The sequence below is a fragment of the Geobacillus zalihae genome (assembly GCF_030414215.1).
In the GTDB taxonomy this organism is placed as follows: Bacteria; Bacillota; Bacilli; order Bacillales; family Anoxybacillaceae; genus Geobacillus; species Geobacillus zalihae.
This window is the reverse complement of sequence record NZ_CP129217.1, coordinates 494,226-517,500: the sequence shown is the minus strand read 5'-3', so window position 1 is coordinate 517,500 and position 23,275 is coordinate 494,226. Positions and strand designations below refer to the sequence as shown.

25 protein-coding genes and 1 pseudogene (1 of these 26 running past the window's edge) are annotated in these 23,275 nt (G+C 52.3%); 9 read left to right on the top strand and 17 right to left on the bottom strand.

The genetic code is table 11. The annotated features are described in order from the left end of the window. Positions 1-764, bottom strand: partial view of a nucleotidyltransferase-like protein gene (locus QWV57_RS02610; RefSeq protein ID WP_051049827.1) — the 5' portion only. 157 nt of this gene lie to the left of the window's left edge; only the first 764 of its 921 coding nucleotides appear in the window; its start codon is at positions 762-764; the stop codon falls past the left edge of the window. Between the two features lie 374 nt (positions 765-1,138). On the opposite strand from QWV57_RS02610, the gene QWV57_RS02605 reads away from it, so the two are divergent. Next, a complete protein-coding gene (locus QWV57_RS02605) occupies positions 1,139-1,492 on the top strand; it encodes a YgzB family protein (protein ID WP_011229983.1) in 354 nt (117 codons plus the stop codon). Positions 1,493-1,517: 25 nt separating this feature from the next. Here QWV57_RS02605 and perR read toward each other — a convergent pair whose 3' ends face one another. The 7 genes from perR to QWV57_RS02570 form a co-directional block, all read right to left on the bottom strand. After that, positions 1,518-1,976, bottom strand: a complete 459-nt coding sequence (perR, locus tag QWV57_RS02600; protein ID WP_041470400.1) for a peroxide-responsive transcriptional repressor PerR — start codon at positions 1,974-1,976, stop codon at positions 1,518-1,520. A gap of 224 nt (positions 1,977-2,200) precedes the next feature. Next, positions 2,201-2,677 carry a thioredoxin-dependent thiol peroxidase gene (gene bcp, locus QWV57_RS02595; RefSeq protein WP_013146299.1) on the bottom strand — a complete coding sequence of 159 codons (477 nt, stop codon included), beginning with the start codon at positions 2,675-2,677 and terminating at the stop codon, positions 2,201-2,203. A gap of 66 nt (positions 2,678-2,743) precedes the next feature. Continuing rightward, positions 2,744-3,148: a potassium channel family protein gene (locus QWV57_RS02590; RefSeq protein WP_015373979.1), complete on the bottom strand. Its 405-nt coding sequence runs from the start codon at positions 3,146-3,148 to the stop codon at positions 2,744-2,746. Positions 3,149-3,317: 169 nt separating this feature from the next. Then, a complete protein-coding gene (locus QWV57_RS02585) occupies positions 3,318-4,271 on the bottom strand; it encodes an L-lactate dehydrogenase (RefSeq protein WP_015373978.1) in 954 nt (317 codons plus the stop codon). Positions 4,272-4,416: 145 nt separating this feature from the next. Next, the gene (locus tag QWV57_RS02580; protein WP_013146302.1) at positions 4,417-5,202 is read right to left on the bottom strand and encodes an ABC transporter permease; all 786 of its coding nucleotides are present in this window, start codon (positions 5,200-5,202) and stop codon (positions 4,417-4,419) included. A 3-nt stretch (positions 5,203-5,205) separates the two neighbouring features. Further along, positions 5,206-5,997, bottom strand: coding sequence for an ABC transporter permease (locus QWV57_RS02575; RefSeq protein ID WP_015373977.1), 792 nt, complete (start codon positions 5,995-5,997; stop codon positions 5,206-5,208). Then, complete coding sequence (locus QWV57_RS02570; RefSeq protein ID WP_011229976.1) at positions 5,990-6,994, bottom strand: ABC transporter ATP-binding protein; 1,005 nt, start codon at positions 6,992-6,994, stop codon at positions 5,990-5,992. The genes QWV57_RS02575 and QWV57_RS02570 overlap by 8 nt, the downstream gene beginning before the upstream one ends. Before the next feature lie 394 nt (positions 6,995-7,388). On the opposite strand from QWV57_RS02570, the gene QWV57_RS02565 reads away from it, so the two are divergent. From QWV57_RS02565 to QWV57_RS02555, 3 genes are all read left to right on the top strand, one after another. Then, complete coding sequence (locus tag QWV57_RS02565; protein ID WP_013146305.1) at positions 7,389-8,675, top strand: glutamate-1-semialdehyde 2,1-aminomutase; 1,287 nt, start codon at positions 7,389-7,391, stop codon at positions 8,673-8,675. Positions 8,676-8,948: 273 nt separating this feature from the next. Then, positions 8,949-9,977: a hypothetical protein gene (locus QWV57_RS02560; protein ID WP_015373975.1), complete on the top strand. Its 1,029-nt coding sequence runs from the start codon at positions 8,949-8,951 to the stop codon at positions 9,975-9,977. A 116-nt stretch (positions 9,978-10,093) separates the two neighbouring features. Next, a complete protein-coding gene (locus QWV57_RS02555; RefSeq protein WP_060788701.1) occupies positions 10,094-11,173 on the top strand; it encodes an FUSC family protein in 1,080 nt (359 codons plus the stop codon). Between the two features lie 13 nt (positions 11,174-11,186). Here QWV57_RS02555 and QWV57_RS02550 read toward each other — a convergent pair. The 5 genes and pseudogenes from QWV57_RS02550 to fabL all read right to left on the bottom strand — a co-directional run. Next, a pseudogene (locus tag QWV57_RS02550) lies at positions 11,187-11,333 on the bottom strand (ABC transporter permease); the annotation flags it as partial. Between the two features lie 154 nt (positions 11,334-11,487). Further along, complete coding sequence (ntdP, locus tag QWV57_RS02545) at positions 11,488-12,021, bottom strand: nucleoside tri-diphosphate phosphatase (protein ID WP_013146310.1); 534 nt, start codon at positions 12,019-12,021, stop codon at positions 11,488-11,490. 134 nt (positions 12,022-12,155) lie between these two features. Then, entirely contained in the window at positions 12,156-12,365 is a 210-nt protein-coding gene (locus QWV57_RS02540) for a YgaB family protein (protein WP_013146311.1), read from the bottom strand. Between the two features lie 228 nt (positions 12,366-12,593). Beyond that, positions 12,594-12,785, bottom strand: a complete 192-nt coding sequence (locus QWV57_RS02535) for a gamma-type small acid-soluble spore protein (protein WP_011229970.1) — start codon at positions 12,783-12,785, stop codon at positions 12,594-12,596. A gap of 58 nt (positions 12,786-12,843) precedes the next feature. Next, complete coding sequence (gene fabL / locus QWV57_RS02530) at positions 12,844-13,593, bottom strand: enoyl-[acyl-carrier-protein] reductase FabL (RefSeq protein WP_015373972.1); 750 nt, start codon at positions 13,591-13,593, stop codon at positions 12,844-12,846. 60 nt (positions 13,594-13,653) lie between these two features. On the opposite strand from fabL, the gene yfhS reads away from it, so the two are divergent. Further along, positions 13,654-13,878, top strand: coding sequence for a mother cell protein YfhS (gene yfhS / locus QWV57_RS02525; protein ID WP_011229968.1), 225 nt, complete (start codon positions 13,654-13,656; stop codon positions 13,876-13,878). Here the strand turns inward: yfhS and mutY are convergent. From mutY to QWV57_RS02505, 4 genes are all read right to left on the bottom strand, one after another. Next, entirely contained in the window at positions 13,875-14,975 is a 1,101-nt protein-coding gene (mutY, locus tag QWV57_RS02520; protein ID WP_015373971.1) for an A/G-specific adenine glycosylase, read from the bottom strand. The genes yfhS and mutY overlap by 4 nt on opposite strands. 105 nt (positions 14,976-15,080) lie before the next feature. Further along, on the bottom strand, positions 15,081-16,346 hold the full coding sequence (locus QWV57_RS02515; protein WP_015373970.1) for an L-lactate MFS transporter: 1,266 nt from the start codon (positions 16,344-16,346) through the stop codon (positions 15,081-15,083). A 16-nt stretch (positions 16,347-16,362) separates the two neighbouring features. Beyond that, on the bottom strand, positions 16,363-17,154 hold the full coding sequence (gene fdhD / locus QWV57_RS02510) for a formate dehydrogenase accessory sulfurtransferase FdhD (RefSeq protein WP_013522986.1): 792 nt from the start codon (positions 17,152-17,154) through the stop codon (positions 16,363-16,365). A 260-nt stretch (positions 17,155-17,414) separates the two neighbouring features. Beyond that, positions 17,415-17,762 (bottom strand): Na-translocating system protein MpsC family protein, encoded by a 348-nt coding sequence (locus QWV57_RS02505; protein WP_013146316.1) that lies wholly within the window; start codon positions 17,760-17,762, stop codon positions 17,415-17,417. Positions 17,763-18,024: 262 nt separating this feature from the next. Between QWV57_RS02505 and fdhF the strand changes: the two genes are divergently transcribed. The 4 genes from fdhF to QWV57_RS02485 all read left to right on the top strand — a co-directional run bounded on the left by fdhF (position 18,025) and on the right by QWV57_RS02485 (position 23,234). Then, positions 18,025-20,988 carry a formate dehydrogenase subunit alpha gene (gene fdhF / locus QWV57_RS02500; RefSeq protein WP_301100355.1) on the top strand — a complete coding sequence of 988 codons (2,964 nt, stop codon included), beginning with the start codon at positions 18,025-18,027 and terminating at the stop codon, positions 20,986-20,988. Further along, entirely contained in the window at positions 20,981-21,469 is a 489-nt protein-coding gene (locus tag QWV57_RS02495) for a helical membrane plugin domain-containing protein (protein WP_015373968.1), read from the top strand. The genes fdhF and QWV57_RS02495 overlap by 8 nt, the downstream gene beginning before the upstream one ends. Positions 21,470-21,981: 512 nt before the next feature. Further along, positions 21,982-22,965 (top strand): metal-dependent hydrolase, encoded by a 984-nt coding sequence (locus QWV57_RS02490; RefSeq protein WP_015373967.1) that lies wholly within the window; start codon positions 21,982-21,984, stop codon positions 22,963-22,965. 107 nt (positions 22,966-23,072) lie between these two features. Continuing rightward, on the top strand, positions 23,073-23,234 hold the full coding sequence (locus QWV57_RS02485; protein WP_011229959.1) for a small, acid-soluble spore protein K: 162 nt from the start codon (positions 23,073-23,075) through the stop codon (positions 23,232-23,234). Positions 23,235-23,275 lie beyond the last annotated feature (41 nt).

Here is a 23,275-nt window from a genome sequence, read left to right as displayed (position 1 = left end):
AGATCAACCGAGTAAGGCGCAAACTGCGGATGACCGGTCATTTCCTCAATGCTCCAAGTACCATTTTTTTCTTTCAGCGCTTCGCATAAATGAGAGGAACCTGATTCTACGTAAGAATGAATCAAAAATTCACTGGCCAGCAACAAAAGTTCCAGCCGTTTCGGAAGCGGTTCTTCACTTCCGACGAGTTCTTCATACAGTTTATAAATCCTTCCATCCATTCGCTTGACTTGATTCCATACGGTCACTTCCGGGTAAAGTCCGTGCTCGATCACGGTCAATCGCGCCAAATGATGGAGGGCTTGCACCATATGGTTGTATGAGTCGAGCCAATGCTTGGCGGCAAACAGCGCCTTGCCATCTGTATAGCGGCGGATCAGTTTGGCAAACTCGAGTCCCATTTTCAATCGCCGTTCTTTAGGCGGGAATTGCTCAAGGCGCTGGCGCAACTGCTGAACATAGCCGTTTCGGTCAAACACGACCTTTCCGTTGAACACCCAGTCGACCGCCTTTCGATGTGACCCGAGAACAAGCCATTCATTTAACTGCCGTTCACTGACTGCATAAAGCACCGCCTTTTTCTCGTTTAGTGAATACTGTCTGAGAAGCATAGGCTCGCTTTGCGGGTCGACAATGACGAGCAGCACGACATCAAACGTATCCGTTGTTGCTGCATGGCAAGCCGTTTTTTCAATCATTAAAATTCCGTGCGTGTTGCAGCGGTTTGCCCATTCGTGACAGATGGGATGCAGCAATTCTTTCATACCTCGCGTCCGTTGCAGAAAGCCGGCCGCGATATCCGGCGGACAAATCCCTCAGATATCCCAACATATCGATTGACAGACAACCATACGTTCCCATTTTGAGCCGGCTGTTTTTTCTGCAACGTTTTTTCCTCCCTTCCACCGTCATCAATCATCACATTGCGTTTGTGCAGATGTTCAAACAATGCTGTCAACGCTTGTTTCATTTCAGAAAGACCAGAATGCTTGCATCCATGAAGCTGTCGTTTGTTGCCGTCATTCGTTATTCGACAAAAAACGAGGAATTCCTTTCTTTAAAACGTCGATTTTGTTGATTTCTTCTTCGCGATGGGACCCCGTTTTATGGTATAGTGGTCTATGTAGGAGGGACTGTGATGAGCATCAAATATTCGAGCAAAATCAACAAAATTCGCACTTTCGCCTTAAGCTTGATTTTTATCGGTGTCATTGTCATGTATCTTGGGCTGTTTTTTCGTACGTCCCCGGTCATCATGACGTTGTTTATGTTGTTTGGGATGTTGTTTCTTGTCGCCAGTGGCATTGTATATTTTTGGATCGGCACACTCTCGACGAGAGCCGTCCAAGTTGTTTGCCCGTCGTGCGGCAAAGTGACAAAAATGCTCGGACGCGTCGATTTATGCATGTTTTGCCGTGAACCGTTGACGTTAGACCGCGAACTGGAAGGAAAAGAGTTTGACGAAAAGTACAACAAAAAAAGAAAAAGCTGATAGCCGCCTTGTGCTATCAGCTTTTTTAATGCGAATGCGCCGGCGCCCTGCTTTTTTGACAGTCAGGGCAGACTCCGTACACTTCCATGCGATGATGGTCGACCTTAAAGCCGGTGACGTGAGCGGCAAGCTGCTCGACTTCATCAAGCGCTGGATAGTGGAAATCGACAATTTTGCCGCACTCTTCACAGATGACGTGATAATGATTGGAAGTGACGAAGTCAAACCGGCTTGACGAATCGCCGTACGTCAGCTCTTTGACAAGCCCGATTTCCTTAAAGACGCGCAAGTTATTGTAGACGGTAGCTACACTCATGTTTGGGAATTTCCCTTCCAGCGCTTTGTATATTTCATCAGCCGTCGGATGGGACATCGAGCTGATCAAATACTCCAATATCGCATGACGCTGCGGCGTGATGCGTATGCCAGTCTTTTTCAGCATGTCAAGCGCTTCCTTCAGTTGCTCGTTGTCAGACACCGTCATGCACCTCACTCTCTGTTCAAAGGTGAAAAAAATTATCACTTTATAATATTTATAATTAGTCTACAAAGAATACATGCCATTTGTCAATATAGATGCCATTAATATATGGGCTCAGACGCCATTTTAACAAAAAAAGGAGGCGGAAATTGTTTCCGCCTCTTATGTCATTCATTTGAGGAGGTTACTATGTATCATACGCAAAACGATGTACATTGTCTGGACGCTTACCTAGATGACGCTAGTCGGGCGACTTCCGCAAGCGCCTCATCGACATGCCCCTTCACTTTCACCCCGCGCCATTCTTGAACCAACGTTCCGTCGGGGGCGATAATGAATGTCGAGCGATCAATACCCATATATTCCTTGCCGAAATTTTTCTTTTTCTTCCATACCCCATACAGCTCGGCCACTTCATGCCGCTCATCAGAAAGAAGCAAAAATGGCAACTCATATTTTTCGATAAACGCCTCATGCCGCTTCATCGGGTCGGTGCTCACTCCTAAAATGACGGCGTTCAACTCGGCGAACTGCGCATGGCGATCGCGAAAGTCGCACGCTTCGGCTGTGCACCCCGGGGTCATGTCTTTTGGATAAAAGTAAAGCACCACATACCGGCCGCGAAAATCAGACAGCGAAACCATTTTCCCATTGCTTGCCGGCAAGGTGAAATCTGGAGCTGGCTGGCCAATGGCAATCGTCATGTCGTTCCCCCCGTCTTCTTCATTTTCTTTTAGCGTAGCGAAGACGAAGGGAAATTGCAACTCATATCAGCGATGATCCCAGTCAAACACGGTGCGCGTCACGATGACAGCGGGCATAATGTAGCCGAGCAGCGCTTCGGCAATGGCGATCCACCGCCCGACGCCGATCGGAGTGACATCACCGTATCCGACCGACAAAAGCGTCATACCGCTTAAATACAAGCTGTCTTCAAGCAGCGACAAACGATCTTTCGATGCGCTATTTGGGGATGGGGTAAACACGGCATGGCCGTTTACTTGCAAAATCATATAAATCATGGCAAAACCGAGCAACATCGTTAAATACCAGTGGACGAGAACCCATAAGCTATCGAGTGACATGCGATGCGTCGCTTGCACGCGCACTGTCCAAAGCGAGGTGATGCTGCCGAGCAGTACGGCGGCAACAATGCCAAGGAAGGCGTAATCCATCACGTTCCCCCCATTTTTGTCCGTCGTTCATATATACGCGGACAACCGGGCGATTATACCGCATGACCCTCCGAACCCTGCTTGAATCGGCAGCACTCCTGTATTCCACCGGATCGCCCGACCCATTTGACAAACCAGCGTCCCGTCAGACGAAGCCAATCGTTGCGCTTTACTGAGCAAAATAGCGCGCCAATACACCTTTTAACGTCGCAGCACTACGGTGGAACCATTTTTTCTCCTCCTCGTCAAGTTCAATTTCAATCACTTCGCGGATGCCATTTCGGTTGATCACAGCAGGCACACCGATGTAGACATCGCGTTCGCCGTATGGGCCGTCCAAGTAAGCGGAAACGGTCAAAATGGCATTTTCATGATGCAAAATGGCGCGCGTCACGCGGGCAAGCCCCATAGCAATCCCGTAGTACGTCGCTCCTTTTTTCTCAATAATTTGGTAGGCGGCATCGCGCACATTGACAAAAATGCGCTCGAGCTCTTTTTGCGCTTCTTCCCCTTTGGACTCGACCAGCTTGCGAATCGGCACGCCGCCGATATCAGCCTGGCTCCAGACCGGGAGTTCAGTGTCGCCATGTTCGCCGATCATATAGGCGTGCACGTTCGTCGGGGCGACGGCGAAATAGTCGCCCAACAAAAAGCGGAACCGCGCCGTGTCCAAAATCGTGCCCGATCCGATTACTCGCTCTTGCGGCAGGCCGCTGAATTTCCACGTCGCGTACGTTAAAATGTCGACCGGATTGGTGGCGACGAGAAACAGTCCTTGAAATCCGGATGCCATGACCGACTCAACGATCGAGCGGAAAATGGCAATGTTTTTGTCCACAAGATCAAGCCGCGTCTCGCCCGGTTTTTGGTTGGCGCCGGCGCAAATGACAACCAAATCGGCATCGCGGCAATCATCGTAATCGCCGTGCCAAATGTCAGCCGGCTTCGGCGCAAATACTTTCCCATGGTTTAAGTCCATCGCATCGCCCTCAGCCTTGTTTTCATTTGCATCGATGAGCACGATCTCATCGGCAATCCCTTGATTCATTAAGGCAAACGCATAACTGGCGCCGACAAACCCGGTGCCGACGACCGCTACCCGATTTCCTCTCCCGTTTTTCATAACTATTCACCTCTTCTTCCTTTTTGTGAATATATTCACATTTTATTTTACGCCATAACATGCTAACGATACAGACAAGGTTGTGTCGATTGCTTGACCATTGTTTGTCATTTTGATGGCAAATGAACAAAAACGGGCGGGGCGCCTAGCTCCCCGTCCCGCGATATCGCCTCACCCCGGCGTTCCAAAGCATGACCGAAACGGTGAAGCAAACCATGCCGACCACTGGGGTGAAAAAGGCATAACTGTACCATTCCTTTTTATCAAGAAAATAAGCAGCTGGATAAACGCCGACAAAGGCAAACGGCAGCACCCACGTTAAAATATAGCGGATGACGCGATGATAAATATCGATCGGGTAGCGGCCATAGCTGCTGATGTTGTACATCATGGGCATGATGGATGTGCGGGCGTCGGCAAAAAAACTGATCGTCGCCAATGAAATGAAAATGCCGGCATAAATCAATGCACCGCCAATGACAAACAAAATAAACACGAAGACATCATACCAATGAAATGAAAGAGACAAGCGGCTGCCGGCATACAGCATAATGATCAGCCCGGGCACAGCGCCAAGCAACGATTCGAGCTCCATCCGCTCCAAAACAATTTGAAACAGGCTGTTTAGCGGGCGCGTCAACACGCGATCCATTTCCCCCTGCACAATATATCGTTCATTAAAATCCCAAAGGTTAAAAAAGGCGCCAAATACGGCATACGGAACAAGAAAAAAACCGTAAATAAACAAAATCTCATCGCGCGACCAGCCGTGAAGCAGCGTCGTATGGCCGAACACGACAAGCAAGAACACTAAGTTCACCGCCTGCGCCATTAAGTCGGACAACCATTCAATGAGCAAATCAGTGCGGTATTGCAATTTTGTCTTCATGTACTGGGCCATATATTGAAAAAAAACAGATACGTAAAACAATGTCTACCCCCCTTGCACAACAAGCCGCTTTTTCGCCACCCGCCATAGCAGCGCGATCGGAAACAATAACAGCACGCACCACGCCGCCTGCGTGAACAATCCATCGCTTACAGCGGCGCCTTGGAAGCTTTCCGTAATGATCATGCTTGGAATATAGCTAATGGCTTGAAATGGCATATACGCCATGAGCTGCTGCGCCCAATCCGGGTAAAACGACAAAGGCAAAATAAGACCGGAAAATAGATCGATAATAAACCGCTTCGCCCTAAGCAACCCTTCATTTCGGAACGTAAAGAACGTCACAACCCCCGCAAGCAAGTTCAGCTCCGAAAAAATGATAAAGCTGAATAGAAGCGACAAGCCAAAAGCGAGCCACGTTTTGGCGTGTCCCGGAAACTGAAGCGGCAAAAAAAGCGATACGAAAAAAAGCCCAGGCAGCGATAAAAAGAAAAGGCGAAACAGCCCTTCGCCAAGCCCTTGCACAGCTTTCATCCCTAAATAGCTGTACGGGCGGATCAGTTCAATCGCTACTTTTCCATCGCGGATTTCCATGGCGATTTCACGGTCAAGGTTGTTAAAATAAAACGCCCGCGCCAGCCAGGAAATGGCGACATACGTCGTCATTTGCCCAAGCGACATCCCTTGCATCGATGATTTGCCGCCATAAATAGCCGACCAAAGGAAGTAATACGCTGCGATGTTAATGGCGTAAATCAAAATGCCAGTGTAATAGTTTGTCCGGTAGGCGAGCATCATTAAAAAGCGGATGCGGACCATTTCGACATACTTACCCATGAACCGCACCTTCCTCATAAATATTGCGGATGATCTCCTCCGTCGGCACTTCGTGAATATGGATGTCGTTTAACGCACAACGGGCAGCGACGCGACTGACAACTTCCGGCACGCCTCCTGATGGGACGTGCGAGACCCAAACGTTTGGCTGTTCACCTTTTTTCCAAACAACATCCAACCCTTCAGTCAACTGCTGCAAAAAAGCGGCCGTCACCGCTTCGGCAAACGTAAAGGCGACCCGTTTTCCTTGGCCCCATCTTTCTTTCAGGCGCTCAAGCGACCCGTCGTAAATGATTTTCCCTTCATCGAGCATAATGACCCGCTCGCAAAGCGCTTCAATGTCTGACATATCGTGCGTCGTCAGCAGGATCGTCGTGCCATACCGTTCATTCAATTGCTTTAAAAACTGGCGGATGTTGAGTTTGACAAGCACATCAAGGCCGATCGTCGGTTCATCCAAAAACAACAGCGGCGGGTTGTGAATGAGCGCGGCGGCAAGCTCACAGCGCATCCGCTGGCCAAGCGACAGCTTGCGCACCGGCTTATCAAGCAGCGGGCCGATCTCAAGCATGTCAATCACCTCGGCCATATGGCGGCGATATTGCTCGTCTGAGACGCGGTACACTTTTTTCAACAAGCGAAACGATTCTTGAACAGCGATGTCCCACCATAATTGCGAACGCTGGCCGAACACGACGCCGATCGTGCGCACGAATTTTTCCCGCTCTTTATGGGGATTCATCCCGTTGACGACAATGCGCCCAGACGTTGGCGTTAAAATGCCGGTCAACATTTTGATCGTCGTCGATTTGCCGGCGCCGTTTTCGCCGATATAGCCGACGATTTCCCCTTGCTTAACAGCAAACGAAATGTCATCAACCGCTCGAACGAGCGTATAACGGCGCGTCCATAAATCGCGAAACGCTCCGACAAGGCCGGAGCGGCTTTTGTGCACTTTAAATTCTTTGCGCAAATGTTCTACTTCAATCGCGTTCATCGTTCTCCTCCTGACCTCTCCTTGGCGTCAAATGAAAAAGGCAGCTTGCGCCCTTCTCCCTATGTTGCATTATACATGAATCGCCGCCATTTTCATCTTTTTTGTTTTCCAGTCTGTTGACGCCATTGCGTTAGGCGCCGCCGCCGATTTGGAAAGAACGGCAAAATGCTTTTGTCCTAAATCAATGCCCACTCACCGATCGACCGTCGGCAACAGTTGGATGTCAGTTCCGCCCATACGGAAACAAACGATTTCCTGTCGGATTTTTTCGAATCGGCACGTCAATGATGGGAGAAACCGATCCGTCTCCCGCTTTACACCTATAGCATTGAAGTTTGAGTCTTCTCGGTTTACTATATAAAGAGGCAGTCAGCGGAAACAGGAGGATCAAACAATGCAGTGGACCAAATCAGAACAATTATATGAAGAAGCGCTCCAGCACATTGTTGGTGGAGTGAACAGCCCGTCCCGCTCATACAAAGCGGTCGGCGGCGGTGCGCCAGTCGTGATGGAGCGGGCGCAAGGAGCCTACTTTTGGGATGTGGATGGAAACAAGTACATCGACTACTTGGCCGCCTACGGACCGATCATCGCCGGGCACGCCCATCCACACATCGCGGAAGCCATCCGCCGCGCCGCCGAGACCGGTGTGTTGTACGGCACGCCAACGCCGCATGAGATCACGTTTGCCAAAATGTTAAAAGAGGCGATCCCGTCGCTCGAGAAAGTGCGGTTTGTCAACTCGGGAACAGAGGCGGTGATGACCACGATCCGCGTCGCCCGCGCCTACACCGGACGAAGCAAAATCGTCAAATTCGAAGGCTGCTACCATGGCCATTCGGACCTTGTGCTCGTCGCCGCCGGCTCGGGGCCATCGACGTTGGGGACGCCGGACTCAGCCGGCGTGCCGCCGAGCATCGCCCAAGAAGTCATTACCGTGCCATACAACGATGTCGAATCGTTCCGCGAAGCGATGAACGTTTGGGGCGAGCAAGTCGCAGCGGTCCTCGTCGAGCCGATCGTCGGCAACTTCGGCATCGTCCTGCCAAAACCGGGCTTTTTAGAAGCGATCAATGAGATTGCCCACAAGGAAGGGGCGCTCGTCATTTACGACGAAGTGATCACCGCCTTCCGCTTTATGTACGGCGGAGCGCAAAACTTGCTCGGTGTGGAGCCCGACTTGACGGCGATGGGGAAAATCATCGGCGGAGGCTTGCCGATCGGGGCGTACGGTGGACGCCAAGACATTATGGAACAAGTCGCTCCGCTCGGACCAGCGTACCAGGCCGGGACGATGGCCGGCAACCCGGCGTCGATGCTCGCTGGCATCGCCTGCCTTGAAGTGTTGAAACAAGAGGGCGTCTATGAGCATCTCGACCGATTGGGAGCAATGCTGGAAGAAGGCATCCTTGCCCATGCTCGCCAATGCGGCCTGCCGGTGACCGTCAACCGCTTAAAAGGCGCGCTCACCGTCTTCTTCACTGACGAAAAAGTGGAAAACTACAAGCAAGCCCAGCGCAGCGACGGCGAGTTGTTTGCGAAATTTTTCAAGCTCATGCTCAAACAAGGGATCAATCTCGCGCCGTCGAAATACGAAGCATGGTTTATCACCCTCGCCCATACGGAAGACGACATCGCCTACACGATCGACGCGGTCGGCAAGGCGTTCCGGCAGCTATAAGCGCTTGCGCCTCTATCACCCTCGCTGAACAGCGCCCGCGTCAGGCAGGCGCTGTTTTGTTTTCACTGCATTTGTTGACAATTTTGTGAACAACGCAGGAGAACGGGAAAGGGTCATTGATTTCCATCTGCCTGCATGGTATGATAAGCACCAAATTCTGAAAATTAAGACTCGCATTTTTCATCCAGCAAGCAGTGGAGGAGGTGACCGGCGCCGAGGGGAGAACGCCCTCCCGACCGCGCCTAAGTATACATGGAGCAACGTACATATCGTTTGGCAAACGAAGCGAACCAGCGCGGCGCCCTGTTGTTGGCGGCCGTGGAAAAGCGGAACATCCCGACCAACGAACATGTCCAAGCTGTCCTTCAGGCGCTTGCCCAATGGAGCGCAAAAGGAAACGCTGCGATTCAGCTGGACATCCCGCGCAAACTATGGATGGAAAAACTCGCGAATACTGGGCAAAATCCGGAAATTGCAACAAACAGCTATTTCACCGTCGGTCATATACACATTGCGCCTTCCGCTGACGCTGAGCGGGTTCGGGCGCACCTTCGTCAATTGTGCAAACAGTTTGGCTTCATTCTTCTGTTCGAAACCATCCGGCCATCCGCAGATGAAAGCGCCTTGTTTTGGCAAATCGCCATGCTGCCAGGCGATGTATTTTCGTTATCAGACCGCTTGTTTCGACTGACGGCCGCTATGGAACGCGAGCCGCACGTCCGCGTTGCTTCGCTCGGCCACACTCATGTGATCTATCAAGCATATACACTGGCTGATTTGTTGCGCGAACCGGATGTATCCCATCCGTTTTTCGCCTCAGCCGCTTCGTTCGCCTATGCCAATGGGGCGGAGTCTTTCTTTTGCCATCAGCGGCTCGGTTCAGCCGGCATGCTTGTCCATTGCGGGGAAATGTCTGTTGGCGCTGTGGAAACGCTCATTTACGACCACGGTTACAGCCTGCTCGAGGCAGCCGGAGCTGCCTTTTGGCCCGACGCGGCCAAACGACACAGCTTGCCGTCTATCGGACAGCTGCCGGCATGTTTGGCCGCCAGCTTCGAACAAGAAGCCGTATGGGTCGCCGGAACAGCCGGAGCGCTTTGGAAAACGGATGATTCCTCCCGTGTATTCATCGCCTCTCGTCCGCAGGGCGGCCATGCTGAACCGCTCGCTCCCGGCCAGCCGCTGGCGCTCATCCGTTCCACAACGGGGCGAACCCAATGGCTGAATGGCGACCATTTCCTCCAAGAGATGGCAATCCGCCTCTCCAATCGGCGCGATGCACATGCTCCGATCGCCTTTTGATCCTTCACGCCCTGCTGATTTCGGCAGGGCGTTATATTTTTTTCCTTGCACTCATATCTAAAAGTGTGTATAGTACTGAATGGTCTACGAAAATGGAAAAGGAGAGGTTTCCATAGATGAAGCTCGGTGCCCGCATTTTCAAAACGGGGATCGCGGTGGCGCTCGCCTTGTTTTTGGCGGCGCTCTTTCACTTTCCGTCACCGGTGTTCGCCGGCATTTCCGCTGTATTTGCCATGCAGCCAACCATTTATCGCTCATATTTGTCACTCATCGAACAAGTGCAGGCGAACGTGATCGGCGCCTTGTTCGCGATTGCGGCGGTTCTTATCCTCGGCCGCGACCCGCTGGTCGTCGGCTTGACGCTCATGGTTGTGATCGCTCTTTGCCTAAAAATGCGCCTTGAATCGTCGACAATTTCCGTGGCGCTTGTCACCGTCATTGCCATTATGGAATACACGGACCGCCAATTTATCGAATTTGCGGCCATCCGCTTTTTAACGATTATGTTCGGCATTTTCGCCGCCTTTCTTGTCAACTTGATTTTCTTGCCGCCAAAGTATGAAAAGAAATTGTACGAAAAAATTCGCGATGAGACGGAAGCGATTTTGAAATGGATTCGCCTTTGTCAACAGCAGGCGGCCGATCATCATCACTTAAAGGACGAGATCGAAACGTTGCACGAGGAAATGACGAAACTGGAGCACTTGTATTTAATGTATAAAGAAGAACGCACCTATTTTCGACGCCAACGCTTCCAAAAGTCGCGCAAGCTTGTGCTGTACCGGCAAATGATCGCCTCAGCCGACCGGGCGCTGTCCGTATTAAAATGGCTCCACCGCCTTGAGAATGAGTTGGGCCGCCTGTCCGACCCGTTTCGCCATGCCATCTGCCTGCACCTTGGCAGCCTGGTTGGGTATCACGAGCAAATGTTGCTGAAGTTTGTCCATCAAGCAAAGCCGCTTCCCCATCACATGTGGGCAGAAGGCATCGATCGCGAACGGGGGCGGCTCGCTTCCATGATTTACGCCGACGGGCAGCCACCTTCCGATTACCGCCTATTTTCGTTACTCGGCGCCATCATTGATTATGGAGACCGGCTTGAGCATTTAGACAAGTTAATTGATAGTTTTCACCATTACCATTACGATGACGAATTGGCCAAACAGCTCGAAAAGTCGGCAGGCGGCCGCTCCTAGCAGGTCGCCTCTCTCAATTTTTCATCCGCGGGTCAAGCGCGTCGCGCAGCCCGTCGCCCATTAAGTTAAAGCCAAGCACCGTCAGCATGATCGCCAATCCAAGGAAAATCATCGTCCACGGTGCTTGGGTCAAGAAGTCTTTGGCATCAGACAACATTTTCTTAATATTTTTGCTTACTACTGCAACTGCTGGATCGTCAACAAATGATAATAGCTTCCTCCCTTTTCCATCAGTTCCTCATGCGCGCCTCTTTCGACAAAAAAGCAGAAAAAACCTGCCAGCGATGCCGAACAGGCTTTTTTCATGCCGCTATTTACGTTTGGTACGCCTGAAACACTCCGTACCATTTGTCGATAAACTCGGGCGCAAACGGCCCTTTCCGCTCCTTAATCCAGCCGATCAGTTTTTGAACGTTGTTTTTTAAAATGCGGTCGATCACATCGGGATAGTGCATTTCGCGGCGATGCCGCTCATACTCATCTTCATCCAGCAGCATGTACGTCATATCGGGAAACACTTTAATATCCAAATCATAATCGATGTACTTCAGCGCTTCTTCATCCCAAACGAACGGCGAGCTTAAATTGCAATAGTAGTACACCCCGTCCTCACGAATCATGGCGATAATGTTAAACCAATGCTTAGCATGAAAAAAACAAATCGCCGGTTCGCGCGTCACCCACGTCCGGCCGTCCGCTTCCATGACGAGTGTTTTGTTATTGCCGCCGATCACATACGATGGCGTCCCTTTTAATACGACCGTTTCCTGCCAAATCCGGTGAATCGTCCCATTATGTTTGTAGCTATGGATTTGAATGATTTTCCCTTCCCGAGGGTAAGCTGGCATCATTCTTCCCTACTTTCCGATGGGAGCTTCTTCGTTATATTATACCCTGTTCCTTTTGCAAAAGGAAAGAAAAGCAGGCCGCCTTACTGAGGAAAAGGCAACTGGCGCGTTGGCTCAAGGACGCATCCTGTCCGTCAGACACCGGATGCCATCTGCCCTAAAAATGCGCGACGGATGGCTTCCACCTCCCGTTTCATTTGCCGCACTTCCTCGCGCAAGGCGGCGGTCGGCGCTTCACGTTCAAGTTCATCCAACTGGCGGGTGATCTCCTCGCAACGCTCCATCTCCTGTTGCAAAAACAGCGCCTCGTCGCCTACATTCGTCCATGCGTGCTCCATCGCCATTCCGTTCTCCCTTCCCCTTTGCCGTGTGATTTCCTTTCATCATTTCGCGTCCGCACCCACAAATCCCTTTCACTAATCTTGTAAAGAGATGACAGCTTTTGTCGACAAAAAAAAGCAGAGGCGCGCCGCCCCTGCTTTTGCCTTCCATCTTCGGCCTATCGCCTGCGCTCTTGCAGCAACATACGCCGTCGTCACAACCGCCAGGCGTCAGCCGTGGATGATCGTTGGTTATTGATTGACATTTTGCGCTTTGCGGGCTTCCGCTTGCGCATTTTGTTGTTTTACGTGTTGCACATTCGTCTCAGCCGCAAATTCCGTCGCAAATTGGCCAGCTTGAGCGGCTTGAGCCGATTGGGCATTTTGTTGTCTTACTTCTTGAATGTTTGTGCCAGCTGCTGTTTTGTTCGGTTGTTTGGCCATTGTTCTCACCTCCACGTGCTTTACTATACCCCGGGGGTGATCGTTCTATCCGCTGACATCACAAAAGTAAAGATCTTCCACCATCGACAATGATCGTCTGCCCGCGAATCATCTCGGCTGCATCCGAGAGCAAAAACAAAACCGCGTTGACGATATCATCGGGTTTGACCGGGCGGCCAGCCGGCGTGTTCGCAGCCGCGTCGGCGAGCAGCTCTTCACGGTTCGGGAAGTGCTTCAGCGCATCGGTATCGACCGCCCCGCCGGAGACGGCGTTGACGGCGATGTTTTTCGGCGCCAGCTCGACAGCCAAGTAGCGGGTCAGCGCTTCAAGCGCGGCCTTCGAGACGCCGACCGCCGTATAGTTTTCCAAATAGCGGATCGACCCGAGCGAGCTGATGCTCACAATTTTCCCGCCGCCGACCCGCTCCATTCTTTTGGCCGCTTCCTGGGCGCAAAACAAAAGCGCTTTGCTGTTGATATTCATCGTCCAGTTCCAATGCGTTTCTTCCAATTCCATCGCCGGGCGCAAGACGCCGGATGCGGCGTTGTTCACGAGCACGTCGACCCGCCCGAACACCTCATCGATTTGGGCAAACATGGCGTGAATTTTCTCAACGTCGCCGACGTTCGCCTTGACGACGAGCGCTTTTCTCCCGAGCCCTTCAATTTCGTGCGCCGTTTCTTCGGCGGCTGTTTTGTTGCGGGCGTAATTGACGACAATATCATATCCTTCCTTGGCCAGCCGCAAAGCGATCGCTTTGCCAATGCCGCGGCTGCTGCCGGTGACCACTGCTACTTTTCCGCTCATGTTTTTCACTCCTTATACATATAATATAGCCGAATTCCATAGATGAGGGAGGGGCTGCCTATGTACGTCGGCCGCGATATGACGGAGCTGTCGATGATTCCGAAAACGGAATGGACCGATGACGAACTCGCTTATTTTCATCATTCGTTCCAACAAATCGCTCCATATTTAAACGTTGAAGGGCAGACGATTCACCGCGAAATCATCGAGGAAATCGAAGCGCGCGGCGGCCTTGGGCGCCGTGAAGCAACGTATACACACGGCACGATGCCGGTGCCTGATTAATCGGGGCGGCGTACTCCGCCCGCCCATTCTTTATATTCGCGCCAAACACGTTGATGGGACACCGGAAAGGCGTACGCCTTCAACTCGTCTTCCGGCGCAAGCCGGTAAGGCTCCTCGACCGGTCCGCCATGAACCAAACGGCCGGGAAACACGGTCAACTGCCAGACTAAATGGGAAAACGCATGCTCAAACGAAACGATCGGTTCTGTAAGCTCCACTTGCAAACCGTATTGCTCCCCAACCATTTGCTCGAGCTTCTCTTTTCCATCTGCACCGTCCGTTTCGCAGCTGGGGAACTCCCATAAGTTCGCAAGCAAACCGGTGCTGTCGCGCTTGCGAATGAGAACGCGGCCTTCATCATCGGCCAGCACCGCTACCGCAAGCGGCACTTGTTTGACCGCTGTTTTTTTCATTTTCACCGGCAGCTCTTCCGCCACCCCTTCGGCGAACGCTTGGCAGTAGGCTTGCACGGGACAAAGAAGGCACGACGGGCGGCGCGGTGTGCAAACAAGAGCGCCAAGCTCAATCAGCGCCTCGTTAAACGCTCCCGGGTTTTCGTACGCCATAATTTCGCGGACGATTTGTTCAAATCGTTTTCTCGTCGACGGTTTGGCAATATCGTCTGTCACGAGAAACAGACGCGACAAGACACGCATTACGTTGCCGTCAACAGCCGGCTCCGGGACGCCATAAGCGAGGCTCAACACCGCCCCGACCGTATACGGTCCGACTCCTTTCAGCCTAGAAAATTCATCTGGATCGTCCGGCACTTTGCCTCCATAGCGCGTTTTCACTTCTTTCACCGCCGCGTGCAAATGGCGCACGCGCGAGTAATAGCCGAGCCCTTCCCACGCCTTCAGCACCTCGTCCTCATCAGCGTCAGCAAGCGCCTCCAGCGTCGGAAACCGATCGATAAACTGTTCAAAATACGGAATGACCGTCTCGACGCGCGTTTGCTGCAGCATCACTTCCGACACCCATACTTTGTATGGGTCGCGGTCTTTCCGCCACGGCAAGTCGCGGCGCTCGCGGGCGAACCAGTCAAGCAAATCGCGCTGAAACTCGCGCGCTGGAAATCGCTCTGTTTCTCTTGTCATTCAACGTTTCCCCCATGATGCCTATTATCCATATCCATTTTATTATATCAAAAAACCCCCGGCGTGGCTTGCCGCACGCCGAGGGGAAACGGAAGGAAATCGTTCTCAACTTTCCTTAGCCGCAGAAACATAGGCGATCGATTCATGTCGAGCACGCAATCGGCGAATATCAATGCGCACGAGCAACGAGATGATGAAAGCGATGACAAACAATCCGCCAAAAAAGGCCAAACTTCCTTCATAAGAACCGGTCGTGTCTTTAATATACGCGGCAAACATCGGTCCGACAAGGCCCGCTGCAGCCCAAGCGGTCAAAATATAACCATGGATGGCGCCAAGCTGCTTCGTGCCGAACAAATCGCCGATATACGCCGGGATACAGGCGAATCCGCCGCCGTAGCACGTATACACAATCGTCAGCATAACCACAAACAGCCATTTGATGGACACGTTCGGCAACAGGAAGAAAATCAAGATTTGCAAAACGAAAAACGTCGTATACGTATTCGGCCGCCCAATATAATCAGAAGCCGATGCCCAACCGATGCGCCCTAACCCGTTAAACACCCCAATGGCGCCAACTAATGCCGCCGCGGCCGTTTGGCTGATGCCGATGCTTTCCACCGCCAGCGGTTTGGCCACCGCTAAAACGGCAATGCCGCACGTCACGTTAATAAACAACATGAACCATAAATACCAAAACCGTCTTGTTTTGACCGCCTCATTGGCCGTCAATTGCGCCAAATCAAGCGAAGGTTTGGCTTTTCCAGCCTTCACTTTTTCCTGAAATCCTTCCGGCAGCCATCCTTCTGGCGGCTTTTCTAAATAAAGAGAAGATAACGTCATAATGACAAAATACGTAATGCCTAAAATGAAAAACGTATTTTGGACGCCGACGGAGGCAATCAAACTGTTCATCACCGGACTCGCGATCGCTGCGGCAAACCCAAACCCCATAATCGCCAGCCCTGTAGCCAACCCGCGCCGGTCTGGAAACCATTTGACAAGCGTTGACACTGGCGCAATATACCCGACGCCGAGCCCAATTCCTCCCAACACCCCGTAAAACAAATACAGCAAGTATTTCGAACCAAGCGCCACGGCCAAACCGGACCCCGTCACCCCGAGGCCAAAGAAGATGGCGGCCAATAGCCCGGATTTCCGCGGTCCGTGCTTTTCCACAAAATGGCCAAGGAACGCAGCCGACAATCCTAAAAACAAGATCGCAATGCTGAACGTGAGCGCTACTTCCTGATCGGACCATCCAAACAATTGTTTTAATGGATTGGTAAAATTGCTCCACGCATAAACAGACCCAATCGAAATATGAATGCCGACAGCCGATAACGCAATGAGCCAACGGTTTTTCACAGCCTCTCCTCCCCTTTTACCCGATTATGATCCGACTCTCATGCGTATACACGTTAAACACCTGTCCGCGCAAAAAGCCAACGACGGTTATGCCGAGTTCATCCGCCAAATCTAAGGCTAGCGTCGTCGGGGCCGATTTTGAGAGCAGGACGCTCACTCCCATTTTCGCCGCCTTTAACAGCACTTCCGACGAAACGCGGCCGCTGAATACAATAAGCTTGTCTTTCACCGCAACTTGATGACGCAGGCAATAGCCATACAGCTTATCGAGCGCGTTGTGACGCCCGATGTCAGAGCGGATGGCGACGATCCCGTCCGGTGTGGCGAGCGCGGCGTTGTGAAGACCGCCCGTCGCCGCAAAGTCCGTCGACTGCTCGTGCAGCGCTTTCATGAGGCGAATGCAGTCATCCGCCTTCACGGCGATGCCGCCGACGATCGTTTTCGCCGTCTTCACATCATTGTAAAAATAAAACTGCCGACTTTTTCCGCAGCACGAGCCGATGAACCGCTTGGCATAAAACTGTTTGGCCGGCAGTCCGCCCGCGGCGAGCTCAACATAAGCAAAGCCCCGCTCCCCATCAATGCTCATTCCTTTGATGTCGCTGTACGTCCGAATGACTCCTTCCGAGGCCAAAAATCCGATTACCAATTCATCTAGATGCGCCGGCGTGCAAACGATCGTCGCAAACTCCTCGCCATTGACCGTTATGGTCAACGGAAACTCGAGCGCGATCTCGTCCTCTTCCTCAACAAAGCGCCCGTTCCGGTATTTCGCAATCGGTCGCCGTTTCGCCGCAAACCCGCTCACCTTGCCATTCCCCCTTTCCATGCAAAATAAAACCGCCGCCTTCCGGACAAGAGGACAAACTCGCCCCTGTCAGCGAAAAGCGGCGGTAGTTTGCGCCCAGCACTTCTGCAGCGAAACCAACGCACATCCGTTTCCGAAACCTGCCTGCCAAGCGGCAAAACCGTTTAGCCGGCAAGGCTTCTACTATTTTCATCGTGCTAACTATTCATAAGCATACCACGAACAGTAACGAAAAACAATTGTTTCTGTTCACAAAATCGTCACAATTCAATCGGTTTTTCAAACACGAACACCGATACGGCCATATCTTCTTCCACTTTAATGTCGCTGAACAAATAAAGAAGCTTCGAACCGACAAGCTCTTCCATGCCGTCCGGCACATGCTGGGCGTACACATCTTGGATCATTTTCGTTCTCGCTGCATGCACCATGTCCCGCCCTTCCGGCGTGCGGGCGATAAATTTTTCCGTCGGCGTCAAATTGCCGTGCAAAATGGTGATCGCCAAATTGTCAACAAAATACGTTTTGATCCGCTCTGGCCCTTTCCCAAACAGCTGTTTGCGCACTTTGCGCACAATATCGTTGAAAGCGGCTTCTTTTTTGGACATTCTCATCCCTCCTTGCGGTCAGCAGAAAAACTTCCGGCCCATCCGTTGTGTTCTTCCTTTCGCCGTACTATAATAAACTATAGCAAATGTATACATAGTGGAAAAATAATAAGGCAAGAAGCGGCCTTGTTATTTTTCTACTAAATATAAAAAGTTTGGATTGGTTGTTTAGTATCGTTATGCTAAAGAACTACTCCACCCACGATGAAGCATTCGTCTCGTCGCTGGTGGAGTTTTTTATTTTAACAAAGGGGGAGCGATGATGGGAGCGCAAATGGTGACGGTAACCATCAACGGGCGTGCCTACCACGCCAAGCCAGGGATGACCATTTTAGAAGTCGTCAATGAACACGGTCTTCCGCATCCGCAAGTTTGTTATACGCCGGAGCTTGGCGCCATTCAGACATGCGACACGTGCATCGCTGAAGTCAATGGAACGCTGCTTCGTGCCTGTGCGACACCGGTTGAGGACGGCATGGTCGTCGAACTCGGCTCGCCGCGGGCAAAGGCAGCGCAAAAAGAAGCGATGGACCGCCTGTTGGAAAATCATCTCTTGTACTGTACGGTGTGCGACAACAACAACGGCAACTGCAAGCTGCACAACACGGCGGAAATGATGCAAATTGAACATCAAACATATCCGTACCGGCCGAAAGTCGACCCGTCCGAGGTGGACATGTCGCATCCGTTCTACCGCTACGACCCGAATCAATGCATCGCCTGCGGGCAATGCGTCGAGGCCTGCCAAAACTTGCAAGTGAACGAAACGCTTTCGATCGATTGGGAAGCGGAACGGCCGCGCGTCGTTTGGGACGGTGGGGTGCCGATCAACGAATCGTCGTGCGTCAGCTGCGGGCATTGCGTCACCGTCTGTCCGTGCAACGCGTTAATGGAAAAATCGATGCTCGGCGAAGCCGGATTTATGACGGGGCTGGACAAAGACGTGCTCAATCCGATGATCGATTTCGTCAAAGAAGTGGAGCCGAATTACACCGCCATTTTCGCCGTTTCCGAAATTGAAGCCGCCATGCGCGAACAACGGATCAAAAAGACGAAAACGGTTTGCACGTTCTGCGGTGTCGGCTGTTCGTTTGAAGTGTGGACGAAAGGGCGGAAAATTTTAAAAATCCAGCCGGTTTCTGAAGCGCCGGTCAACGCCATTTCGACATGCGTCAAAGGGAAATTCGGCTGGGATTTCGTCAACAGCGAAGAGCGCCTGACGAAACCGCTCATTCGCAAAGGCGACGTATTCATCGAGTCGACATGGGACGAAGCACTCGACCTCGTTGCCGAAAAATTGGGCGCGATCAAGCGGCAATACGGCGGCAACGCCATCGGGTTTATTTCATCGTCAAAAATTTCCAACGAAGAAAACTATTTAATGCAAAAACTGGCACGCCAAGTATTTGAAACGAACAACGTCGACAACTGTTCGCGCTACTGCCAGTCGCCGGCGACGGACGGCCTGTTCCGCACGGTCGGCATGGGCGGCGATTCCGGCACGATTCATGACATCGCTTCAGCCGGCCTTGTCATCATCATCGGCGCCAACCCAGCGGAAGGGCATCCGGTCATCGCCACCCGCGTCAAACGGGCGCATAAACTGTTTGGCCAAAAACTCATTGTTGCGGACTTGCGCCGAAATGAAATGGCCGAGCGGGCTGACCTGTTCATCCGCCCGAAACAAGGCACCGACCAAGTATGGCTGATGGCCGTGACAAAATACATCATCGACCAAGGCTGGCACGATGAGGCATTCATTCGCGAGCGCGTCCATTTCTTTGAAGAGTTTAAACAATTGCTGGAAAAATATACGCTTGATTATGCCGAACAAGTCACCGGCGTCGCCAAAGCCGACCTCATCCGCATCGCCGAAATGATCCATGAGGCGGACGGCACGTGCGTCCTCTGGGGCATGGGGGTCACGCAAAACACGGGCGGCAGCGATACATCGGCGGCGATTTCCAACTTGCTTTTGGCAACCGGCAACTACGGCCGTCCGGGGGCGGGCGCGTTCCCATTGCGCGGCCATAACAACGTCCAAGGCGCCTGCGACATGGGTTCGCTTCCTGCCTGGCTGCCTGGCTACCAACATGTCACCGATGATGAGGCGCGAGCGAAGTTTGAAAAAGCGTACGGCGTCCGCATCGATGCGAAACCAGGCCTTGACAACATCCAAATGCTCGAAGCGGCCGAGCGCGGCGAGCTGAAAGCGATGTATATCATCGGCGAAGATATGGCGCTTGTCGACTGCAACGCCAACCATGTGCAAGAGACGTTGGCGAAGCTTGACTTTGTTGTCGTTCAAGACATTTTCTTGTCAAAAACAGCGCAATTTGCGGATGTCATCTTGCCAGCAGCGCCAAGTTTGGAAAAGGAAGGAACTTTCACGAATACCGAGCGCCGCATCCAACGGTTTTACCAAGCGCTGGAGCCTCTTGGCGACTCCAAGCCAGACTGGTGGATCATTCAAGAAATCGCGAAGCGGCTTGGCGCCGATTGGAATTACGCCGGTCCGAAAGAAATCATGGATGAAATCGCCAGCCTCGCTCCACTGTACTCACAAGCGCATTACGACCGGCTCGAGGGCTGGAACAGCCTTTGCTGGGGCAGCCACGACGGCGCTGATACGCCGCTGTTGTACAAAGAGCGGTTCAACTTCCCGGACGGCAAAGCCCGCTTTGCGTTAGCCGATTGGGTCGAACCGGTGCAATATCCAAAAGAGTACGATTTGCTTGTGAACAACGGCCGATTGCTCGAACATTTCCATGAAGGAAACTTGACGTACAAATCCAAAGGCATCGAGCATAAATTCCCAGAAGTGTTTGTCGAAGTATCCCCTGAACTCGCCAAAGAACGCGGCATTGAAGATGGGGCGCTCGTTCGGCTCATCTCGCCGTACGGCCGCGTCAAAGTGCGCGTGCTCGTCACCGATCGAGTCAGAGGCAATGAACTGTTCTTGCCGATGCACTCCACAGCCAATGAGAGCGCCATTAACATGCTGACCGGCCCGCAAACCGACCATCGCACGAACACGCCGGCTTACAAACAAGCCCGCGTGCGCATGGAAGTCATTGAACGGTCCGGCAAGACGCCGCTGCCGCGCACAAATCCGCGCTTTAAAAAGCGGCATCCGCAAAACGGCGTCGAGGTGGAGCGGAAGTGGCGGCGAAGCGACTACGTGCCGCTCACCGAGGAAAACAAGGGGGTGACGATCGGTGGCTAAGCCGATTACCACCATTCAAAAGCGCCAAATGACGGAGGAAGAAAAACGAACTGAAGCGCTGGCCAAGCTAAAAGCCGCTGTCGGCGACAGTGAAGAGGCGGTCCGCGAGCTCTTGGAGTTCATCGAGCAGCTCCATGAAAGCGGCCTGCTCGAAGCGGCCAACGCCTTGTTAAAAGCACGGGAAGACGTGGCGAAAATCGTCGTCGGCCAGCTCAACCAAAAACCGGTGACAACGATGATCAACCATGCGTTCGCCATAGCTGCCCTTGCTGCTTCACTTGATCCGGAGAAAACGGCGAAACTGCTTGAGCACATCGCCGCCGGCGCGCTGGAGGCGTACGAACAAAACTCCGCCGAAACAAAAAAAATCGGGTTGTTTGATTTGCTTAAAGCGCTCAATGACCCGGACATCAACCGCGCGATCCGCTTTTTCCTGTCCGCTCTCAAAGCGATCGGCAAACGGTTCAGAAATGACGGCTAATCGATCGGCTGGCAGAGAAAAGGACAGTTGACCAATGAGCCGCCAAAAGAACGGATGGTGAACCGATCTTCCATCAAAATGGAATGCTCCCCACTTACACCTATATAGACGTTGAAGTGGGGAGCTTCTCGGTTCGAGATGATCAACAAAACGTCCCGCCTCATGCGGGGCGCTTTTCGTTTTTGGTTGAAGCGCTTCCCTTTTCGTCTGACGAACGGCTTGCTTCCTGTTTCTTTTTCTCACTCCACTGTCTATCAATCGTTTCCTTTTTTGAATCTTTGTGAAATTGGTCGTTCCGCCTCTCGCCAACGATTGTCGCCCTATGATACACTAGCCATAACCTTGTTTGTCTCTCGCCTCCTTTCGGCCAATGCCTCAAACGGTTATTGGCTGAACACAAGGTGGGGCATACTAATAGTTGCATGAAAAAGAAAGATGTGCTCCGGCCGAGAGACAACAGACAGTTTCCATCCGAACATGCAACGATGCTGCAAGAAGGAGGCGCCTTCACGTTGGATACAGGCACACATGTTTTGATGGGGGTGGCGCTCGGCAGTCTTGCTTCACTTGACCCTGCGATCGCCCACGATCCGCTCTTATCCCACGCTGTGTTGATCGGCGCGCTCGCTGGCTCGCAAGCGCCGGATATCGACACGATTTTCAAATTGCGCAACAACGCCCAATATATTCGCAACCATCGCGGCATCACCCATTCGATTCCCGCCGTCGTTCTTTGGCCGCTGCTCATCGTCAGCGTGATGGCCGCCATCTATCCGAAAACGGATTGGCTTCGCGTTTGGCTTTGGACGTTTGTTGCCGTCGCCTTGCACGTATTTGTTGACATTTTTAACTCTTACGGAACCCAGGCGTTGCGCCCGTTTACAAAAAAATGGATCGCCCTTGGCGTGATTCATACGTTTGATCCGGTCATTTTTGGGCTTCATTTGGTTGGCGTCGGTGGCTTGTTTCTCGGCGCCCATCCCGGTTATACGTTTCTTGTCGTCTACGTGCTTATCGCTGCGTATTATGGGCTTCGCTTCCGCCAGCAGGCCAACATCAAACGGCTCGTGCACGCCTCGATCGCCGGGGTGACCGAGATCATCACCGTACCGACATGGCGGCCGCGCGAATGGCATTTAGCCATTTCAACCTGCGACGAATTTTACGTCGCCCGCGTCAAACGCGGCGAGCTCATCATCCTTGACCGCTTCCAAAAGCGTGCGCTTCCCGACCATCCGGTGATGAACGCCGCCAAACGCGACGAAAATATCGCCGCTTTCTTATCTTTTTCCCCGGTTTACCGTTGGGAAATGAACGAATACGATGATTACTATGAAGTGCGCTTTACTGATTTACGCTATCGAAGCAAAGGGTATTACCCGTTTGTCGCTGTCGTCCAGCTCGACCGCGATCTCAATATTGTCAGCTCATACACCGGCTGGATTTTCAGCGAAGGCAAACTGCGCAAAAAGCTCGAACTTGCTCCAAACGGCTGATGGGCTCCGCCCCAATCATTGCCACACATAAGCGCTACAGGGTGTCCCATAATAAAAATACGTGTTGGCCATCCAACACGAGCACGCCGTTAAGGAGGGAATGTGCCGTGCGGAACAAAGCGCACAACTTCCCGAACCAAAACAACAACAAGCTCGAAGGCGAACCGCGCGCCAAGGCCGAGTACGCCTCGAAGCGGGCCGACGGCACGACCAACACCCACCCGCAAGAACGGATGCGCGCCTCCGGCGAACGAAGCGATTTCTTTTAACATGAAGGGGGAGCACGGCATCGTTCGCCGCACTCCCCCGG

Bases quoted from the DNA above. Each gene is read 5' to 3' on its own strand.
- QWV57_RS02605 (WP_011229983.1), top strand. From the start codon at position 1,139: ATGAGCATCAAATATTCGAGCAAAATCAACAAAATTCGCACTTTCGCC.
- perR (WP_041470400.1), bottom strand. From the start codon at position 1,976: ATGACGGTGTCTGACAACGAGCAACTGAAGGAAGCGCTTGACATGCTG.
- bcp (WP_013146299.1), bottom strand. From the start codon at position 2,677: ATGACGATTGCCATTGGCCAGCCAGCTCCAGATTTCACCTTGCCGGCA.
- QWV57_RS02590 (WP_015373979.1), bottom strand. From the start codon at position 3,148: ATGGATTACGCCTTCCTTGGCATTGTTGCCGCCGTACTGCTCGGCAGC.
- QWV57_RS02585 (WP_015373978.1), bottom strand. From the start codon at position 4,271: ATGAAAAACGGGAGAGGAAATCGGGTAGCGGTCGTCGGCACCGGGTTT.
- QWV57_RS02575 (WP_015373977.1), bottom strand. From the start codon at position 5,997: ATGGGTAAGTATGTCGAAATGGTCCGCATCCGCTTTTTAATGATGCTC.
- QWV57_RS02570 (WP_011229976.1), bottom strand. From the start codon at position 6,994: ATGAACGCGATTGAAGTAGAACATTTGCGCAAAGAATTTAAAGTGCAC.
- QWV57_RS02565 (WP_013146305.1), top strand. From the start codon at position 7,389: ATGCAGTGGACCAAATCAGAACAATTATATGAAGAAGCGCTCCAGCAC.
- QWV57_RS02555 (WP_060788701.1), top strand. From the start codon at position 10,094: ATGAAGCTCGGTGCCCGCATTTTCAAAACGGGGATCGCGGTGGCGCTC.
- ntdP (WP_013146310.1), bottom strand. From the start codon at position 12,021: ATGCCAGCTTACCCTCGGGAAGGGAAAATCATTCAAATCCATAGCTAC.
- QWV57_RS02540 (WP_013146311.1), bottom strand. From the start codon at position 12,365: ATGGCGATGGAGCACGCATGGACGAATGTAGGCGACGAGGCGCTGTTT.
- QWV57_RS02535 (WP_011229970.1), bottom strand. From the start codon at position 12,785: ATGGCCAAACAACCGAACAAAACAGCAGCTGGCACAAACATTCAAGAA.
- fabL (WP_015373972.1), bottom strand. From the start codon at position 13,593: ATGAGCGGAAAAGTAGCAGTGGTCACCGGCAGCAGCCGCGGCATTGGC.
- yfhS (WP_011229968.1), top strand. From the start codon at position 13,654: ATGTACGTCGGCCGCGATATGACGGAGCTGTCGATGATTCCGAAAACG.
- mutY (WP_015373971.1), bottom strand. From the start codon at position 14,975: ATGACAAGAGAAACAGAGCGATTTCCAGCGCGCGAGTTTCAGCGCGAT.
- QWV57_RS02505 (WP_013146316.1), bottom strand. From the start codon at position 17,762: ATGTCCAAAAAAGAAGCCGCTTTCAACGATATTGTGCGCAAAGTGCGC.
- fdhF (WP_301100355.1), top strand. From the start codon at position 18,025: ATGGGAGCGCAAATGGTGACGGTAACCATCAACGGGCGTGCCTACCAC.